Origin of the sequence: Streptomyces cyaneus (genome assembly GCF_004028635.1) — a bacterium.
Taxonomy (GTDB): domain Bacteria; phylum Actinomycetota; class Actinomycetes; order Streptomycetales; family Streptomycetaceae; genus Streptomyces; species Streptomyces cyaneus.
In genome coordinates, this window is the sequence record NZ_RQJW01000003.1 from 1,297,407 (window position 1) to 1,314,385 (window position 16,979).

15 protein-coding genes and 1 pseudogene are annotated in these 16,979 nt (G+C 71.8%); 9 read left to right on the forward strand and 7 right to left on the reverse strand.

Features of this window, described 5'->3' with window-relative positions:
* The first annotated feature begins 15 nt into the window (after positions 1 to 15).
* Complete coding sequence (locus tag EHO50_RS14550) at positions 16 to 798, forward strand: SGNH/GDSL hydrolase family protein (protein WP_128430492.1); 783 nt, start codon at positions 16 to 18, stop codon at positions 796 to 798.
* Positions 799 to 916: 118 nt separating this feature from the next.
* On the opposite strand, the gene EHO50_RS14555 is transcribed toward EHO50_RS14550, so the two are convergent.
* The gene (locus EHO50_RS14555; RefSeq protein ID WP_128430493.1) at positions 917 to 1,558 is read right to left on the reverse strand and encodes a hypothetical protein; all 642 of its coding nucleotides are present in this window, start codon (positions 1,556 to 1,558) and stop codon (positions 917 to 919) included.
* Between the two features lie 568 nt (positions 1,559 to 2,126).
* Between EHO50_RS14555 and purB the strand changes: the two genes are divergently transcribed.
* Both purB and mug read left to right on the forward strand, forming a co-directional pair.
* Positions 2,127 to 3,569, forward strand: coding sequence for an adenylosuccinate lyase (gene purB / locus EHO50_RS14560; protein WP_128430494.1), 1,443 nt, complete (start codon positions 2,127 to 2,129; stop codon positions 3,567 to 3,569).
* 13 nt (positions 3,570 to 3,582) lie between these two features.
* The gene (gene mug, locus EHO50_RS14565) at positions 3,583 to 4,131 is read left to right on the forward strand and encodes a G/U mismatch-specific DNA glycosylase (RefSeq protein WP_128430495.1); all 549 of its coding nucleotides are present in this window, start codon (positions 3,583 to 3,585) and stop codon (positions 4,129 to 4,131) included.
* Positions 4,132 to 4,151: 20 nt separating this feature from the next.
* On the opposite strand, the gene EHO50_RS14570 is transcribed toward mug, so the two are convergent.
* The 3 genes from EHO50_RS14570 to EHO50_RS14580 are packed head-to-tail and all read right to left on the reverse strand — an operon-like array spanning position 4,152 to position 6,270.
* Entirely contained in the window at positions 4,152 to 4,580 is a 429-nt protein-coding gene (locus tag EHO50_RS14570) for a hypothetical protein (RefSeq protein WP_128430496.1), read from the reverse strand.
* A 41-nt stretch (positions 4,581 to 4,621) separates the two neighbouring features.
* Positions 4,622 to 5,347, reverse strand: coding sequence for an ABC transporter permease (locus EHO50_RS14575; protein ID WP_128430497.1), 726 nt, complete (start codon positions 5,345 to 5,347; stop codon positions 4,622 to 4,624).
* Positions 5,348 to 5,349: 2 nt separating this feature from the next.
* On the reverse strand, positions 5,350 to 6,270 hold the full coding sequence (locus tag EHO50_RS14580; RefSeq protein WP_128430498.1) for an ABC transporter ATP-binding protein: 921 nt from the start codon (positions 6,268 to 6,270) through the stop codon (positions 5,350 to 5,352).
* Positions 6,271 to 6,378: 108 nt separating this feature from the next.
* Here EHO50_RS14580 and EHO50_RS14585 point away from each other — a divergent pair, with 108 nt between their 5' ends.
* The 3 genes from EHO50_RS14585 to EHO50_RS14595 all read left to right on the forward strand — a co-directional run bounded on the left by EHO50_RS14585 (position 6,379) and on the right by EHO50_RS14595 (position 9,478).
* Positions 6,379 to 7,548, forward strand: a complete 1,170-nt coding sequence (locus tag EHO50_RS14585; RefSeq protein WP_128430499.1) for a sensor histidine kinase — start codon at positions 6,379 to 6,381, stop codon at positions 7,546 to 7,548.
* A gap of 14 nt (positions 7,549 to 7,562) precedes the next feature.
* On the forward strand, positions 7,563 to 8,225 hold the full coding sequence (locus EHO50_RS14590; protein ID WP_128430500.1) for a response regulator transcription factor: 663 nt from the start codon (positions 7,563 to 7,565) through the stop codon (positions 8,223 to 8,225).
* A gap of 95 nt (positions 8,226 to 8,320) precedes the next feature.
* The gene (locus EHO50_RS14595) at positions 8,321 to 9,478 is read left to right on the forward strand and encodes an ROK family protein (RefSeq protein ID WP_128430501.1); all 1,158 of its coding nucleotides are present in this window, start codon (positions 8,321 to 8,323) and stop codon (positions 9,476 to 9,478) included.
* 135 nt (positions 9,479 to 9,613) lie between these two features.
* Here the strand turns inward: EHO50_RS14595 and EHO50_RS14600 are convergent, their stop codons facing one another.
* Together EHO50_RS14600 and EHO50_RS14605 are read right to left on the reverse strand one after the other, a co-directional pair.
* Positions 9,614 to 10,375: a GntR family transcriptional regulator gene (locus EHO50_RS14600; RefSeq protein ID WP_128430502.1), complete on the reverse strand. Its 762-nt coding sequence runs from the start codon at positions 10,373 to 10,375 to the stop codon at positions 9,614 to 9,616.
* Between the two features lie 171 nt (positions 10,376 to 10,546).
* On the reverse strand, positions 10,547 to 11,431 hold the full coding sequence (locus EHO50_RS14605) for an RNA polymerase sigma-70 factor (RefSeq protein WP_128430503.1): 885 nt from the start codon (positions 11,429 to 11,431) through the stop codon (positions 10,547 to 10,549).
* Between the two features lie 204 nt (positions 11,432 to 11,635).
* Between EHO50_RS14605 and EHO50_RS14610 the strand changes: the two genes are divergently transcribed.
* On the forward strand, positions 11,636 to 12,466 hold the full coding sequence (locus tag EHO50_RS14610) for an alpha/beta fold hydrolase (protein WP_128430504.1): 831 nt from the start codon (positions 11,636 to 11,638) through the stop codon (positions 12,464 to 12,466).
* A gap of 93 nt (positions 12,467 to 12,559) precedes the next feature.
* Here the strand turns inward: EHO50_RS14610 and EHO50_RS14615 are convergent.
* Positions 12,560 to 13,348: pseudogene (locus tag EHO50_RS14615) on the reverse strand (EamA family transporter); the annotation flags it as partial.
* A gap of 476 nt (positions 13,349 to 13,824) precedes the next feature.
* Here EHO50_RS14615 and pdxR point away from each other — a divergent pair.
* A complete protein-coding gene (gene pdxR / locus EHO50_RS14620) occupies positions 13,825 to 15,234 on the forward strand; it encodes a MocR-like pyridoxine biosynthesis transcription factor PdxR (protein WP_128430505.1) in 1,410 nt (469 codons plus the stop codon).
* A gap of 149 nt (positions 15,235 to 15,383) precedes the next feature.
* A complete protein-coding gene (locus EHO50_RS14625) occupies positions 15,384 to 16,958 on the forward strand; it encodes an alkaline phosphatase D family protein (protein ID WP_128430506.1) in 1,575 nt (524 codons plus the stop codon).
* Positions 16,959 to 16,979: the final 21 nt, after the last annotated feature.

Consider the following 16,979-nt stretch of genomic DNA (forward strand, 5'->3'; position numbering starts at 1 on the left):
ACGATCTCTGTCGCCATGCAGACGAACCCCACTCACACCAGCCTGGTCGCGGTCGGCGACTCCTTCACCGAGGGCATGTCGGACCTGCTCCCGGACGGCTCCTACCGGGGCTGGGCCGACCTCCTCGCCGGGCGGATGGCCGCCCACACGCCCGACTTCCGGTACGCCAACCTCGCGGTGCGCGGGAAGCTGATCGGGCAGATAGTCGAAGAGCAGGTCGACGTGGCGGCCGCGATGGGCGCCGATGTCATCACACTGGTCGGCGGGCTCAACGACACGCTCCGCCCCAAGTGCGACATGGGGCGGGTGCGCGGACTCCTGGAGGAGGCCGTGGAGAAGCTCGCCCCGTCGTGCCGGCAGCTGGTGCTGATGCGCAGCCCGGGACGCCAGGGGCCGGTCCTGGAGCGGTTCCGGCCGCGCATGGAGGAGCTGTTCGCCTGCGTCGACGCGCTGGCCGAGCGGCACGGCGCGGTCGTCGTCGACCTGTACGGGGCTCCGTCGCTCGGCGACCCCCGCCTGTGGGACGTCGACCGGCTGCATCTGACGGCAGAGGGGCATCGCCGGGTCGCGGAGGCGGTCTGGCAGGCGCTCGGCTACGGCCCCGAGGACACCGAGTGGCGCACACCGATGCCGGCGACGATGCCGCCGGGGTGGGCTGCCCGGCGGGTCGCGGACGTGCGGTTCGCCCGGCAGTATCTGCTGCCCTGGATCGGGCGGCGGCTCACGGGACGGTCGTCCGGGGACGGACTGCCCCCGAAGCGGCCGGAACTGCTCCCGTACGAGGGCCCGGCGGCTTAGGCCCGGACACGGAGAGCGCCCGGTGGTCCCTGGTGGGGTACCGGGCGCTCTCGTATGTGTGTCTGCGATCGGGCGTTACGGCTGTGCGGGTGGCAGCGCGGTAACGGGCCCCGGTGCGCTAGCGACGGGCCGCCGCCCGGTTCCGCCGGTACAGGACGGTTCCGGCGATCAGCAGCGCCCCACTGGCGGCCACGCCTGCGATGACGCTCTCAGCGCCGGTCTCGGGCATCTTGGGGTGATCCGGCTTCGTGGGCGGCGTCTTCGGCGGAGGCGTCGGCTCGGGCTTGTGGGGAGGCGGTGGCGTCTTGCTGGGCGAGGGCTCGGGTGAGTCGCCGTAGCAGGATCCGTAGCCGCATTCATCCGGCTCCTCGGCGCCGTAACCGCTCGGCTCCTCCTCGCCGTAGCCGTAGCCCTTGTCGCTCGGCTCCTCCTCGCCGTAGCCGTAGCCCTTGTCGCTCGACTCCTCCTCGCCGTAGCCGTAGCCGTAGCCGCTCGGCTTGTCCTCGCCGTAGCCGTGGTCCTTCGGCTTCTCGTAGCCGTAGCCGTGATCCTTCGGCTTCTCGGCGCCGTAGCCGTGGTCCTTCGGCTTCTCGTGGCCGTAGCCGTGATCCTTCGGCTTCTCGGCGCCGTAGCCGTGGTCGCTCGGCTTGTCGGCGCCGTAACCGGAGTCGCCATATCCAGAGCTGTCGTTTCCGGAAACGGGCTCCGGGTGATCAATCCCGCCGAGCCTGTCATTCAGCTCATAGAATTTTTCACGCATCGCGCCGAATTTTTCCTGCATCTCGCCAAATTTGTCGTCCAGTCCCTCCGGCCCGTCCGAGTCCCATGGATCCGAACGGCCCGGCAGTGCAGCGGCGGAGTTCACCACGGTCCCCTGCATACGGGGGGCAGCAGACGCCCATGTGCCATATAGAGACAGGGTGCTGGTCGCGGCGGCGGCCACGATCAACCCCCTGGTCAGGGCCTGTCGCATTCTCGTTGTCTTTCTCTCAGGCGGAATGGGGAATCCGACGTCGGTCATTGACGCGATCTTGTCGATTGCCGGGATTCGCAAGGTCATCGCAGGAGCCGTGATGCCGCACGTTCAAACTCGCCACGACCTGCAGACTATGAACGAGATATGGAGGTCTTAGAAACGAGGACGCGTCGGCGGCCGGGGAATTCACCCGATCGCCCGTAGGCGGCGGGCGGCCTCGCTCCGACGGCCGGGGGACACCGGAGGCAGAAAAGAGGACAGAAGGACCGCGTCCGGAACACCGCTGACCTGCGCTGCTCCGGACCGTAGGGACGAACCGGGCCCTCCTGGGCGCCGGGTAAACTCCGTACACGTGACTTCTGCGCCCGCCAAGCCCCGCATCCCGAACGTCCTCGCCGGACGCTACGCCTCCACCGAGCTCGCCACGCTCTGGTCCCCCGAGCAGAAGGTGAAGCTCGAGCGGCAGCTCTGGCTCGCCGTGCTGCGGGCCCAGAAGGACCTCGGGATCGAGGTTCCCGACGAGGCGATCGCCGACTACGAGCGCGTCCTCGACACCGTCGACCTGGCCTCCATCGCCGAGCGCGAGAAGGTCACGCGGCACGACGTGAAGGCGCGGATCGAGGAGTTCAACGACCTCGCCGGGCATGAGCACGTGCACAAGGGCATGACGTCCCGCGACCTCACGGAGAACGTCGAGCAGCTGCAGATCCGGCTCTCGCTGGAGCTGATCCGCGACCGTACGGTTGCCGTCCTGGCGCGCCTCGGCAAGCTGGCCGGCGAGTACGGCGAGCTGGTCATGGCCGGCCGCTCGCACAACGTCGCCGCGCAGGCCACGACGCTGGGCAAGCGCTTCGCGACCGCCGCCGACGAACTGCTCGTCGCTTACAGCCGGGTCGAGGAGCTGCTGGGCCGCTACCCGCTGCGTGGCATCAAGGGCCCGGTGGGCACGGCTCAGGACATGCTGGACCTGCTCGGCGGGGACGCGTCGAAGCTGGCGGACCTCGAGGGCCGGATCGCCGGGCACCTGGGCTTCTCGCAGGCGTTCACCTCGGTCGGCCAGGTCTACCCGCGCTCGCTCGACTACGAGGTCGTGACCGCGCTGGTGCAGCTGGCGGCGGCGCCGTCGTCGCTGGCGAAGACGATCCGGCTGATGGCCGGGCACGAGCTGGTGACCGAGGGCTTCAAGCCGGGCCAGGTCGGCTCCTCCGCGATGCCGCACAAGATGAACACGCGGTCGTGTGAGCGCGTCAACGGCCTGATGGTGATCCTGCGCGGCTACGCCTCGATGACCGGCGAGCTGGCCGGCGACCAGTGGAACGAGGGCGACGTGTCCTGCTCGGTGGTGCGCCGGGTCGCGCTGCCGGACGCGTTCTTCGCGCTGGACGGTCTGCTGGAGACGTTCCTGACGGTGCTCGACGAGTTCGGTGCGTTCCCGGCGGTCGTGGCGCGTGAGCTGGACCGTTACCTGCCGTTCCTCGCCACCACCAAGGTGCTGATGGGCGCGGTGCGCGCGGGCGTGGGCCGTGAGCTGGCGCACGAGGCGATCAAGGAGAACGCCGTCGCCTCCGCGCTGGCGATGCGCGAGCAGGGCGCCGAGCGCAACGAGCTGCTCGACAAGCTCGCCGCCGACGAGCGCATCCCGCTCGACCGTGACCAGCTGGACGCGCTGATGGCCGACAAGCTGTCCTTCACGGGCGCCGCGGCCGACCAGGTCGGCGTCGTGGTGGGCCGTATCGAGGAGATCGTGAAGCAGCGCCCGGAGGCCGCCGGGTACACGCCCGGAGCGATCCTCTGACGCGCTGCAGGCCATGACGCGCTTCACCGCCGAGGAGTTGGAGGCCGCTCGCGACCGTCTGGTGCCGGACGTCGTCGCGGACGGCCTCCATGTGCTGTTCTGTGGCATCAACCCCGGTCTGATGACGGCCGCGACCGGCCATCACTTCGCCCGCCCCGGCAACCGTTTCTGGCCGGTCCTGCATCTGTCCGGGTTCACGCCGAGGCTCATGAAACCGTCGGAGCAGGGTGAGTTGCCGTCCTACGGGCTCGGCATCACGAACGTCGTCGCGCGGGCGACCGCGCGGGCCGACGAGCTGAGCGCCGAGGAGTACCGCGAGGGCGGGCGGCTGCTGGCGACGAAGGTGACGCGGCTACGGCCGCGGTGGCTGGCCGTGGTGGGCGTCACCGCATATCGGGCCGCGCTCGACGACCGCAGGGCTCAGGTGGGGCCACAGGAGCGGGTGATCGGGGACACGCGTGTGTGGGTGCTGCCGAATCCGAGCGGGCTGAACGCGCACTGGACGGCGGCGACGATGGCGGAGGAGTTCGAGCGGTTGCGGGTGGCGGCGGAAGAGGGCTGAGGCGCAGGAGGCCTGACGGGTCACGGTGGGTCGATTTCCGTGACTACGGCCAAAAGCTGCACGTCGTCGGCCTCGTCCCGGTCGGCGACGGCCACCGCGACCCAACGGCCCGTCCCCTCCGCCTCCCAGAGGTAGGCGACGCGTGCGCGTGCGCTCAGTGAGGCCCAGGGCTCCGGTATCTCCTCTCGTGCGGTGCGCAGCACAGTGGTCTGCAGGTTCAACGGATCCGTCTCTCCCCAGCGGGGCTCGAGCAACTCGTAAAGGGCGTCCCGGTACTTCTCGTACTGCTCCACCGTCGCCGCCCGTGTCCCACAGTCGCCCTGGCTCCTCTCTAACACCACCACGTGGTAGCCGGGGCCCTCGTCGCCGACGTCCGACGAGCCGTGCTCCGCCGGGAAGGGGCGGAAGCACAGCTCGTCGATGAGGGCGATGTGCCGTGCGATGTTCATGTGGTCCAGTAAACCCGGCCCCACTGACAATTGGCGTGCCGTCAGGCGTCCCGTCGCCGCACGCTCCACGCCCCCGCCAGCAACGCCACCGCCGTCCACAGCGCGGTCACCATCAGTCCCGACCATGGCCCGAGCGTGCCGTCGTAGGTCCGGTGAATCACCATCTGCCCCGCCCTGTCCGGCAGGAAGTCCGCGACGGTGCCCGCCGCGTCGCCGATCACGAACGACACCACGAGGATGAACGGGATCAGGACGGACAGCGTGGCGACACCGCTGCGCAGCAGGGCGGTGAGGCCGGCCGCGAACAAGGCCATCAGCATGAGGTAGATCGCGCAGCCCACGACCCCGCGCACCTGCTCGGCCGCGGTGAGCCCGCTCGCCGCGGAGCCGAGTCCCGCGCGTCCCGCGACGAGCGCGGTGAAGGCGGTGACCAGGCCGACGAGGAGGGTCGGCACGGCGATCGCCGTCACCTTGGCGGCGAACCACCGTCCACGCTGGGGGACCGCGGCGAGCGACAGTCGAAGCGCACCCCCGTGGTACTCCGACGACACAGCCATCGCGCCGAACGAGATGGCTGCGATCTGGCCCGGCAGGACACCGGACAGCGCCATGGAGAGAGGGTCGAACTCCGGGTCGGAGTCCTCGGAGGCACCGGCCACCGCAGAGAACGCCGTGGTCACGGCGAACAGCGCCAGCAGCGCTCCCGGGAGCGAGCGCAGCGTGCGGATCTTGAGCCACTCCGTGTGGAGCACGGGTACGAATGACATGGTCAGACCTCCAGGGGCCGTGCGGTGAACTCAGTCTCGGTCGCGGTCAGATCGAGATAGGCCTGCTCCAACGTGCCCTCTTCTGCGGCGAGTTCGAGTACCGGCACACCTGCCTGGGAGATGAGGCGGCCGATGTCGTCCACGCGCGCGTGGTGCACGGTCCAGTGCCCGTCCTCGTGCTCGACGGCATCGTGGCCGTGGCGGGCGAGGGCGGTCTTGAGGGCGGTGGCGTCCGTGGTGCGGATGCGGACGCGGGGTTCCACGCGTGCGTGGATGAACTCCCGCATCGGGGTGTCCGCCAGCAGGCGTCCCCGGCCGAGGACCACGAGGTGGTCGGCGAAGGACGCGGTCTCGTTCATGAGGTGGCTGGAGACCAGGACCGTGCGTCCCTCGCCCGCGAGGCGACGCAGCAACTCGCGTATCCAGATGATGCCTTCGGGGTCGAGGCCGTTGGACGGCTCGTCGAGCATGACCACCTCGGGGTTGCCGAGGAGAGCGGCGGCGATGCCGAGCCGCTGGCGCATGCCCAGGGAGTACGTCTTCGTCCGGCGGCGCGCCACCGACGCGAGCCCCGTCTCCTCCAGCACCTCGTCGACCCTGCGGTTCGGGATGCGGTTGCTCGCGGCCAGGACCCGCAGATGGTCGCGAGCGGTGCGGGAGCCGTGCGCGGCCCGGGCGTCGAGCAACGCGCCCACATGGCGCAGGGGTTCGTGGAGCGTGACGTAGGCGCGGCCGCCGACCGTGGCGGTTCCGGAGGTGGGCCGGTCGAGGCCGAGCACCAGCCGCATGGTGGTGGACTTCCCGGCGCCGTTGGGGCCGAGGAAGCCCGTGACGCGGCCGGGCTCGACGCGGAAGGTGAGGTGGTCCACGGCCCGGCGGGTGCCGTACTCCTTGGTCAGGTCTTGGACGTCGATGCTGGTCATGGCAGCAGCCTGGCCGTCAGGGAGGGGGCGGGGCCTCCCCCGCCCGAGGAGATCGTCTCCCCCGTGCGGGGGAGGTCCGTTGTCAGTGGTGGCTGGCACGATGACGAAATGGTCAGCTTGCTGCGCCCGTTCGGCCGGGCGGTGACGTACACACGATTGCTGCATCTGTTCATCGCCATCGTGTGGCCGTCGATGCTGCTCTTCATCGAGGAAGCGTGGTGGACCTGGGCGCTGGCGGCCGTGCTGCTCGCCCCCGTCGGGCTGGTGCCCGCGATGCGCACCGTGGAGGGGCTGCAGGCGAGGCTGCTGCTGACCGGTCACCGGCACGACAGTGGGAGCACCGACATCGTCGTCGCGCCGTCCGCCTCCTGGAGCGACCGCGGGCGGCTCGTCGTGTGGCTGGAGGCGCGGCTCCTGCTCGGCTGCGCGACCTCGATGTTCACCGTCCAACTGCTGCTCGCCTCAGTGGACTTGGTGTTGTCGGCGCTCGGCCACGGCGGCGAGGGGAGCGTGCTGCTCCACCTCGCCGGCCACCACTGGTGGCACGCCCTGCTCGCGCCCGTATCGCTGGTCGCGCTGGCGCTGACCGTGGTCGGCTCGGGCAGGCTCATCACCGCCTTGGCCCACCGGCTCCTGGGCCCCTCCCCCGCCGAGCGCCTCGCAGCGATGGAGGAGCGCACCGAGCAGCTCCTGGAGCGCACCCGCATCGCCCGCGAACTGCACGACTCCATCGGCCATGCCCTGACGGTGGCCGTGGTGCAGGCGGGTGCCGCGCGCGCGGCGGGTGACCCGGCCTTCACCGACCGGGCGTTGGACGCCATCGAGGAGACCGGCCGGGCCGCGCTGGAGGACCTGGAGCGCGTCCTCGGCATCCTGCGCGAGTCCGAACGGCCGGTCAGCAGTCGGCCGACGCTCACGGACGCCGACCGTCTGCTGGAGTCCGCGCGTGCCTCCGGCGCGAAGGTCGACGTCGACATGAGGGGGCCCTTGGACACCGTGCCGGGCCCCGTCTCCCGGGAGGGCTACCGCATCCTCCAGGAGTCGCTGACCAATGTGCTGCGGCACGCGGGCGGCGTCCCGGTACGGATCCGCATCGAGGTCACGGACGGCACCCTCGGCCTGGAGGTCCGCAATCCGCTCGGCGCCGACATACCCGGGCCCGGCAGGGGCAGCGGCTTGCGCGGCATACGCGAGCGCGCGGCCCTGCTGGGCGGACGCGCGCGGACCGGGCCGGATCAAGGTGACTGGCAGGTGCATGTAGAACTGCCGCTGCGCTGATCTACGCTGACCGGATGCCGGTCACCGTTCTCCTAGTCGACGACGAACCCCTCGTACGCGCCGGTCTGCGGGCCGTGTTGGAGGCGCAGCCCGACATCGAGGTCGTCGGGGAGGCGGCCGACGGGGCGGCGGTGATTCCGCTGGTCCGGCAGCTGCGGCCGGACGTGGTCGCCATGGATGTGCGGATGCCGTTGCTGGACGGGATCGAGGCCACGCGCGCGGTGCTGCGGACGGTCGACGAGCCGCCGAAGATCGTCGTCATCACGACCTTCGAGAACGACGAGTACGTGTACGAGGCGCTGCGGGCCGGTGCCGACGGGTTCCTGCTGAAGCGGGCCCGGCCTGCCGAGATCGTGCACGCGGTGCGGCTGGTCGCCGAGGGCGAGTCGCTGCTGTTCCCCGCCTCGGTGCGGCAGCTTGCCGCGCAGTACGGCGACGACGGCGGGAACCGGGCGGCGCGCGCCGTGCTGGAGCGGGCCCGGCTGACCGATCGGGAGGCCGAGGTGCTGCGGCTGATGGCCCGCGGTCTGTCGAACGCGGAGATCGCCGCCCGCCTGGTCGTCGGGACGGAGACGGTGAAGTCACATGTGAGCGCCGTCCTGGCGAAGCTCGGGGCGCGGGATCGCACCCAGGCCGTGATCACGGCGTACGAGTCGGGGTTCGTGGCGCCGGGGTGAGCCTGGCGGGGGGCCGGCGGGTGCCCACCTCTCGCCCACGCCCCTCCCGGCGAGTAGCATCCGCCCAACATGCGCACGAGCTGGGAGGACGGACGTTGGGGCAGCTGACCGGCGGGGATCCCTCGCTGCTGCGAAGGATCAACTCCGCGGTGGTGCTGCACGCGCTGCGTGCCACGGACGCCGCGACGCTGACGGAGATCACCCGGGTCACCGGGCTGTCCCGCCCGACCGTCGAGGGCGTCGTCGAAGGCCTCATCGAGGCGGGTTATGTCGTCGAGAAGGCCGCCGACGAGAGCGTCGTACGGCGGCAGGGGCGGCCCGCGCGGCGGTTCCGGTTCCGGGCCGAGGCCGGTCATCTGCTGGGCGTGGAGATCGGCTCGCATCGGGTCGCCGCGCTCCTCGCCGACCTGGACGGCCGGGTGCTCGGCGCCATCGCGAAGGACGTCGACGAGACGGCTCCGGCCGACGAGCGGCTCGAACGGCTGCGTACGGCGGTCGCCGAGCTGCTGCGCCGGGCCGGGGTCGCACGCAGCTCGCTACGGGCCGTGGGCGTGGCGACGCCGGGCATCGTCGAGGCGGACGGCACCGTGCGGCTGGGCGCCGCGCTGCCCGAGTGGACGGGGCTGCGGCTGGGCGAGCGCCTCAGCCGGTCCTTCAAGTGCCCGGTCCTGGTGGAGAACGACGCCAACGCGGCGGCGGTCGCCGAGCACTGGAAGGGGTCGGCCACCGAGTCCGACGACGTGGTGTTCGTGCTGGCCGGGCTGAGCCCGGGCGCCGGTTCGCTGATCGGCGGGCAGCTGCACCGGGGGTTCGGCGGGGCGGCCGGCGAGATCGGCGCATTGCATCTGCTGGGCCGCGAGGCGACCCCGGAGACCCTGCTGTCCACCACGGACGAGCCGCTGCGGCCCCTCGACGAGCACGCCGTCGCCGAGGTCTTCGCGCAGGCCCGCAAGGGCGACCAGCAGGCCCTGGCGGCCGTCGACCGCTTCATCCAGCGCCTGGTCCACGACGTCGCCGCCCTGGTCCTCGCCCTCGACCCCGAGCTGGTCGTCGTCGGCGGCTGGGCGGCCGGCCTGGACGGCGTGCTGGAACCACTGCGGCGCGAGCTGGCCCGCTACTGCCTGCGCCCGCCGAAGGTCGCCCTGTCCCTCCTCGGCGAGGCGGCGGTGGCGACGGGGGCGCTGCGGCTCGCTCTCGACCATGTGGAGGAGCAGCTGTTCGCGGTGGAGGGGACGGTGACGGGGCGGCGCTGACGCTCGGCGGTCAGTGGCCGGTTCACCCGGTGCAGGGCTGGGTGTGCTGGTGAACGCGCTTCCGTTGAACGCGCTGCTGGAACGCGTCGCGCCCCGGAGCGGATCCGGGGCGCGAGGTATGTGCCGGTACAGCGGTCAGGACGCCCGGCGTTCCGGGTCCTGGTGGATCTCCACGCCGCCGGAGTCGCCGAAGGTCAGCCGGCACGTGTCCGCGCGGTACGTGGCGACGGAGAGCGCTGCGGTGCGGCCCTCGGCGATGTAGCGGGTGGTCACGACGAGGACGGGCGCCCCCGGCAGACGATCCAGCTCCTTGGCGTCGTCCGCGCGGGCCGAGCCCAGCTCGACGGCGTTCTCCTGGCCCTCCAGTTCCCGGCGCTGCAGCTCGCGCAGCACGGCACGCGCGCGTGCCGCTGCGGACGGGGCGTCGATGGCGGAGAGGTCGGGCACCGACGACTGCGGGATGTACAGCAGCTCGGCGGCGACGGGCTGCCCATGCGTCACACGGGAGCGACGCACGATGTGCACGGGCTCGTCCCGGCCGGTTTCCAGGGCGTCGGCGACGGATGCGGGCGGAACGGCCAGTGCGCAGTCCGCGGGCTGCCATACGTCGTCGGCCGCACCCGGCCAGACGTGCTGCTCGGTGCCGACGGCCACGCCCACGCGCGGCGGCGCGACGGTCGTACCGACACCTCGGCGGCGCTGCAGCCTGCCTTCCAGTTCGAGCTGTTCCAGTGCCTGGCGGAGCGTGGCCCGGGCGACGCCGAAGCGGGCGGCCAGGTCGCGCTCGTTGGGCAGGATCTCGCCCACGGAGAACTCGGATTCCAATGCCTCACTGAGCACGGTCCTCAGGTGCCAGTACTTCGGTTCCGGCACCGATTCCAGCTGCGTGGTCCCCACCCTGTCCTCCGCAATCGCCGTGGCCCATCGGCGTTTTAGCGCCCTTGTTTATTAAAGGTTGTTGCACTTCTCTGCGACCATAGGGCGGCCCTCACCCTTGGTCAAGACCAATTGCCGGGAGCGTTCACGGGAGAGGCGTGCGCCGCCACGTCCGGGACGCGGCGGCGGGGTCTAGGCCGTTGCCAGTGCCGTCAGTTTGTCGGGGTTGCGGATGATGTAGACGGCCTGGATGCGTCCGTCCAGCACGTCCAGCTGGAAGACCGAATCGGGCTTGCCCCCGGACAGGGCCAGCACCGCGGGTCCGCCGTTGATCTCCAGGAAGCGCCAGGACAGATCGGCAACGCCCTTGCGGGCGGCGCCGACGATGAAACGGCCCACCTTGTCGGCCGTTTCCAGGACCCGCAGCGGCGCCTTGGCCTTTCCGCCGCTGTCGCCCACGAGGCGGACCTCCGGGGCCAGCAACGACATGAGCCCCTCCAGGTCGCCACCGGCGGCCGCGGCCAGGAATCGTTCGGTGAGGTCGCGCCGCTGGGTGGGGTCGACCTCGTAGCGGGGCCGCCGCTCGTCGACGTGCTTGCGGGCACGCCCGGCCAGCTGCCGCACCGCCGCCTCGCCGCGGTCGAGCATCGCGGCGATCTCGGCGTACGGATAGCCGAAAGCCTCCCTGAGGACGAACACCGCCCGCTCCAGCGGCGACAGCGACTCCAGGACGACGAGGACGGCGAGGGAGACGGAGTCGGCGAGGACGGCCCGCTCCGCGGTGTCCGGGACGGTATGCCCGAAGTCGGTGACGTACGGCTCCGGCAGCCAGGGGCCGACATAGGTCTCGCCCCGCGCCTTGACCTGGCGCAGCCGGTCGATGGCGAGGCGTGTGGTGATGCGCACCAGATAGCCGCGCGGCTCGCGCACCTCCGACCGGTCGGCGCCGGACCAGCGCAACCATGCCTCCTGCACCACGTCCTCCGCGTCGGCCACGCGGCCGAGCATGCGGTAGGCGACCCCCAGGAGAACGGGGCGGTGCTCTTCGAAGACGTCGGTCTCGGTGTCGGTGGTCACCTCACCATCCCAGCCGACGCGCCCGGCCGTGTCCAGGCGAAATCGGCGGTGCCGGGTTCATGGAGTTCAACACCTGGGGGTGTGTGACGGGTTGAGGGCCCACTGTCTTCCAGGTTGGCGGCCACCAGGGGACTACCCGCCGGTAGCAATTGCTGACAAGCTGTCTACGCCGTCCGTCAGCGTGTCCCAGACGAGGAGCACCCCATGTCCGCCACCGTCTCCTTCAAAGTCCCCTCACCCCGCGGCCCGCAGAGCGTGAGCGTCGACTACGCGCGCGTGGGGCGCGGCGAACCGCTGCTCCTGCTGCACGGCATCGGTCACCACCGGCAGGTCTGGGACCCGGTGATGGACATCCTGGCGGCCGAGCGCGACGTGATCTCCGTGGACCTGCCGGGATTCGGCACTTCTCCGGGCCTGCCGGACAGCCTCGGCTACGACCTGGCCACGACGACGGCCGTGTTCGCGGCCTTCTGTGAGGCCATGGAACTCGACCGGCCGCATGTCGTGGGCAACTCGCTGGGCGGACTCATCGCGCTGGAGCTCGGCCGCGAGAAGCTCGTGCGGTCCGTCACCGCCCTGTCCCCGGCCGGGTTCTGGTCCGAGGCCGAGCGACGCTATGCCTTCGGCGTGCTGCTCGCGATGCGGCACATTTCCCGGCGGCTGCCGCTGCCGTTGGTGGAGCAGCTTTCCCGGTCGGCGGCCGGTCGTACGGTCCTGACGAGCACCATCTACGCCCGTCCGGGCCGCCGTTCACCCGAGGCCGTGGTCGCCGAGACGCTCGCGCTGGCGCGGGCCACGGGCTTCGACCAGACCCTCCGGGCCGGCCGGGCCGTCCAGTTCGCCGACGACATCCCCGGGATCCCGGTCACCGTGGCGTGGGGCACCAGGGACATGCTCCTCGTGCGTCGGCAGGGGGTGCGCGCCAAGCAGATCATTCCCCGGGCGCGTCTCGTCCGGCTGCCCGGCTGCGGCCACTGCCCGATGAACGACGACCCGGCCCTGGTCGCGCGCGTCATCCTCGACGGCAGCCGCTGACCCGCGCGGGGCACGCGTCAACGCGCCGGAGCCCAGGGCGACTCCGGCGCCGACCAAGGCGCTGCCCAGGGCCTGGACGGCGCCGTAGGAGCCGGTTCCGACGAGCGGGGCGGTACAGGCGGCGGCGACCGGGATGAGGCCGGAGAAGAGCGTGGCGCGCTCGGCGCCGATCCGCTGCATGCCCATGTACCAGCACACGAAGCCGACGACGGTCACGACCACCGCCTGCCACAGCAGCGCGACGGTCTCCGTGGCGTCGGGGCGCCGCAGCCACGCGGTGCCGTCCACCAGCAGTCCGGCCGCCGCGGACTCGACGGCGGCGATCCCGCACACGGTGGCGGACAGCAACCGCGGCCCCAGGGGCCGCAGCACGGGCACGGCGAGGACCGCGAAGCCGACCTCGCCCACCAGCGCGCACGCGGAGAAGGCGATGCCTGTGCCGTCCGTGCGGCCCCAGCCCTGGACCGCGAACGCGCCTGCGGCGACGGTCAACGCCCCGTACAGGACGGTGCGTTGGGGTCGGCGTCCGTCCAGCAGGGGGACGACGACGGCCACGACCACGGGCGCACAGCCGACGAAGACACCGGGCACCGCCGGTTCAGCCGTGCGCTCGGCGGCGATGACGGCGAGGTTGAAGCCGACCATGCCGACGGCCGCCAGCACCGCGAGGCGGGCCCACTGACCTGCGGCGAGTGTCCGCAGCCGGGCCGTGGCACCCCGCCCCGCCAGTGGGACGAGCAGGAGACAGGCGAGGCCGTATCGCAGCGACTGGCCGCCTGCGTACGGGTAGTCGCCGAGGAGGCTGTTGGCGGTGAAGGACCCTCCGACGAGGACACAGGCGAGCGCGGCGAGAAGGGCACCGCGCGTGGTGGTGGCGTTCATGGCAGCGACGCTAGGCAGCGCTGCGGTCCGGATTAAGGTCCACTCTCATGACTCCATCGGAGACCAATTCCGCCGGGCGGTCGACGCGGTCCGCCGCGACGCCGTCGGCGACGGATCCCATTGGGCAGGTGGGACCCACTGCGAGGTCGTCCGCGAGCGATCCCACGGGGCCGAAGGAACGCACGGCACGGCTGTCCGCCAGCGACCGGGCCAGGCAGACCGAACCCACAACAAGCCCGCCCGCCAGCGACTCCACCACGTCGGCGCGATCCGCTCCCACGCCTCGAGCCACGCCGACGGCCGCTGGACGGGGCGTGTGCGCGAGGAACCCTGCGACGCCGTCCGCCAGCGATCCGAGCAGGGCGAGGCGTTCCGGCGCCGCTCCCCCGGCCGGCGGTCCCACCGAGCCGGCGACGCCCCCTACGACGCCCTCCCCAGGCGACGCGGACCGTCATGTTCCCTCCCCTGCCTGGGAGTTGCTGCTGCCTGCCGCGTCGGCGCCTGCACGCGCGCGTGGGCGTTCGCTGCAGGCGGCGCTGCGTGAGGCGGTCCGGTCAGGGCGGCTCGCGCCCGGTACGCGGCTGCCGTCGAGCCGGGATCTCGCCGCCGACCTCGGCGTGTCGCGCGGGCTGGTCACCGAGGCGTACGAGCAGCTGACGGCGGAGGGCTATCTGCGCAGCGGGCGGGGTGCCGGGACCTGGGTGGGCGATGCGGTACGGGCCGCTCGCACACGCGCGCGTGACCTCGCTCCGCGTGCCACCGACGCCCGGGCCGACTTCGTACCCGGCACGCCGGACATGTCGCTGTTTCCGCGTGCCGCGTGGGCGGCGGCCCAGCGCGGGGTGCTGGCCGAGCTGCCGCACCACGAACTCGGCTATCCCGACCCGCGCGGGCTGCCCCGGCTGCGTACGGCTCTCGCGGAACTGCTCGCTCGCCGCCGGGGCGTGGTCGCGGACCCCGAGCGCATCGTGGTCGTCTCCGGCGTGGCGCAGGCGACGACGCTGCTCGGCTTCGTGCTGCACGCGCGCGGGATGCGCGAAATCGGAGTCGAGGACCCCGGAAGCCCGCAGCACGACGCCCTCTATGCCGCCGCCGGCGTCACCACCCTGCCGCTCCCGCTCGATGACGAAGGGCTCGCCCTGGGCCCACTGCGGGAGTCGGGCGTACGGTCCGTCGTCACGACGCCGGCCCACCAGTTCCCCACGGGCATCGCCTACTCCGCCCGCCGCCGCACCGAGCTGCTCGACTGGGCGCGGTCCGTCGAGGGCTTCGTCCTCGAGGACGACTACGACGGCGACTTCCGGTACGACCGCGCCCCCGTCGGCGCGCTCCAGGGCCTCGACCCGGAGCGCGTCGCCTACGCGGGGTCGGTCAGCAAGTCCCTCGCCCCGGGGCTGCGGCTCGGCTGGCTGCTCGTACCGGAGGCGTTGGCCGAGGAGGTCGTCGAGCGGAAGCGGACCATGGATCTCGGCCATCCGACCCTGGATCAGGCCCTCTTCGCCCGGTTCCTGGAGCGCGGCGACTACGACCGGCAGCTGCGCCGCTGCCAGCGTGCGTACCGGGAGCGTCGGGACGCCCTGGTCGGCGCTCTGGAGGAGCACTTTCCGGGGGCCGAGGTGACCGGGATCGCGGCGGGGCTGCACGTCATCGCCGCACTGCCGGAACGGTACGGGCCCCAGGAGCGGTTCCTCGCGCGCGTGGCCGCGGCCGGTGTCGCGGTGCGCCCCCTGACGGACTACGCACACGCGCGTGCCGGTGACAGCGGACAGCCGGGCGTCCGACTGGTCCTGGGATACGCGCACGTGTCGCCCGCGCGGATCCGGGCGGGCGTGCGGCTGATGGCGGAGTCGATCGCCGGCCGGGGCAGTGCGTCTGCCGGTAGGTGACCGGAACCCTGCGGCTGCATGTCTCCCGCACTACTTCCCGGTTCCCTTGCCGATGCGGTCAGTTGTTCACTTGTGGTTTGCGTGTGCGCTGCGGCGCACCAGTAGTTGTGGCACTGCACACTGGCCGGATCCCGCCCCTGGAGGCCTCCATGTCACACCGTCCGTTCCCGGGCCGTCGCAGCGTCCTGCGCGGCTCGCTCGCCGCCTCGGCGGCGCTCACCCTGCCCACGGCGCTCGGCTCGGCACCGGCGTTCGCCCTGTCGGGACGCCCCAAGGCGGGCTGGGGCGTGCAGACGGGGGACGTGACCTGCGACTCAGGGCTGGTGTGGGTGCGGTCGGACCGTCCGGCCCGGATGATCGTCGAGACGTCCGCGACCGAGTCGTTCCGCAACCCGCGCAGATGGCAGGGCCCGCTGCTGGGCGCCGACACGGACTTCACCGGCACGACCCGGCTGCGCGGCCTGCCCTCCGGCGAGCAGATCCACTACCGCGTACTGCTCGCCGACCCGGACGACCCGCGCCGCACCGGCGAGCCGGTCACCGGCACCTTCCGCACGCCCTCGGCACGGCGGCGTGACGGCGTGCGCTTCGTCTGGTCGGGCGACCTGGCCGGACAGGGCTGGGGCATCAACCCGGACTTCGGCGGCTACCGGATCTACGACGCGATGGCCGCGCTGGACCCGGACTTCTTCATCTGCAGCGGCGACAACATCTACGCCGACGGCCCGCTCTCGGCCTCCGTCACCCTGCCCGACGGCAGTACCTGGCGGAACATCACCACCGAGGAGAAGTCCAAGGTCGCCGAGACCCTGGCCGAGTTCCGGGGCAACTTCCGCTACAACCTCCTCGACGAGAACCTCAAGCGGTTCAACGCCCAGGTCCCGTCCATCATCCAGTGGGACGACCACGAGGTGACCAACAACTGGTACCCCGGTGAGATCCTCGGCGACGCCCGCTACACGGAGAAGAACATCGACGTCCTGGCCGCTCGCGCCCGGCAGGCCTTCTCGGAGTACTTCCCCATCTCGACCCTGCGCCGCCCCGACGGCCGGGTCTACCGGGTGATCCATCAGGGTCCGCTGCTGGACGTGTTCGTGCTGGACATGCGGACCTACCGCAACGCCAACTCGACGGACGACCAGGCCACCGACGCGCAGGGCATCCTCGGCGCCGAGCAGCTGAACTGGCTCAAGCGCGAACTGTCCCGCTCCCGAGCCGTGTGGAAGGTGATCGCCTCGGACATGCCGCTCGGTCTGGTGGTGCCGGACGGCACGGACGGCAAGCCGAACATCGAGGCCGTCGCGCAGGGCGACCCGGGGGCTCCGCTCGGGCGTGAGCTGCAGATCGCCGAGCTGCTGCGGTTCATCAAGCACCGCAGGATCACCGGCACGGTGTGGCTGACCGCCGACGTGCACTACACCTCGGCCCAGCACTACCAGCCCTCGCGGGCGGCCTTCACCGACTTCGAGCCGTTCTGGGAGTTCGTCTCCGGCCCGCTGAACGCAGGCGCGTTCCCGGCGAACACCCTGGACAACACCTTCGGCCCGGAGCGGGTGTTCATCAAGGCGCCGACGACCGCGAACGTCTCGCCCGCCGGCGGCTACCAGTTCTTCGGCGAGGTCGACATCGACGGCGGCAGCGGCGAGCTGACGGTGCGCCTGCGCGAGTCCGACGGCACCGTGCTGTTCACGCAGGTGCTGCAGCCGGGCCGGGTCGGCCAGTGATTCCCGTAGCCTGAAACCCGT

Excerpts from the sequence above, each read along its gene's own strand:
- EHO50_RS14570 (WP_128430496.1), bottom strand. The coding sequence starts at position 4,580 with ATGAACATCGCACGGCACATCGCCCTCATCGACGAGCTGTGCTTCCGC.
- EHO50_RS14550 (WP_128430492.1), top strand. The coding sequence starts at position 16 with ATGCAGACGAACCCCACTCACACCAGCCTGGTCGCGGTCGGCGACTCC.
- EHO50_RS14610 (WP_128430504.1), top strand. The coding sequence starts at position 11,636 with ATGTCCGCCACCGTCTCCTTCAAAGTCCCCTCACCCCGCGGCCCGCAG.
- EHO50_RS14625 (WP_128430506.1), top strand. The coding sequence starts at position 15,384 with ATGTCACACCGTCCGTTCCCGGGCCGTCGCAGCGTCCTGCGCGGCTCG.
- EHO50_RS14590 (WP_128430500.1), top strand. The coding sequence starts at position 7,563 with ATGCCGGTCACCGTTCTCCTAGTCGACGACGAACCCCTCGTACGCGCC.
- EHO50_RS14585 (WP_128430499.1), top strand. The coding sequence starts at position 6,379 with ATGGTCAGCTTGCTGCGCCCGTTCGGCCGGGCGGTGACGTACACACGA.
- EHO50_RS14580 (WP_128430498.1), bottom strand. The coding sequence starts at position 6,270 with ATGACCAGCATCGACGTCCAAGACCTGACCAAGGAGTACGGCACCCGC.
- mug (WP_128430495.1), top strand. The coding sequence starts at position 3,583 with ATGACGCGCTTCACCGCCGAGGAGTTGGAGGCCGCTCGCGACCGTCTG.
- EHO50_RS14555 (WP_128430493.1), bottom strand. The coding sequence starts at position 1,558 with ATGCGTGAAAAATTCTATGAGCTGAATGACAGGCTCGGCGGGATTGAT.
- EHO50_RS14575 (WP_128430497.1), bottom strand. The coding sequence starts at position 5,347 with ATGTCATTCGTACCCGTGCTCCACACGGAGTGGCTCAAGATCCGCACG.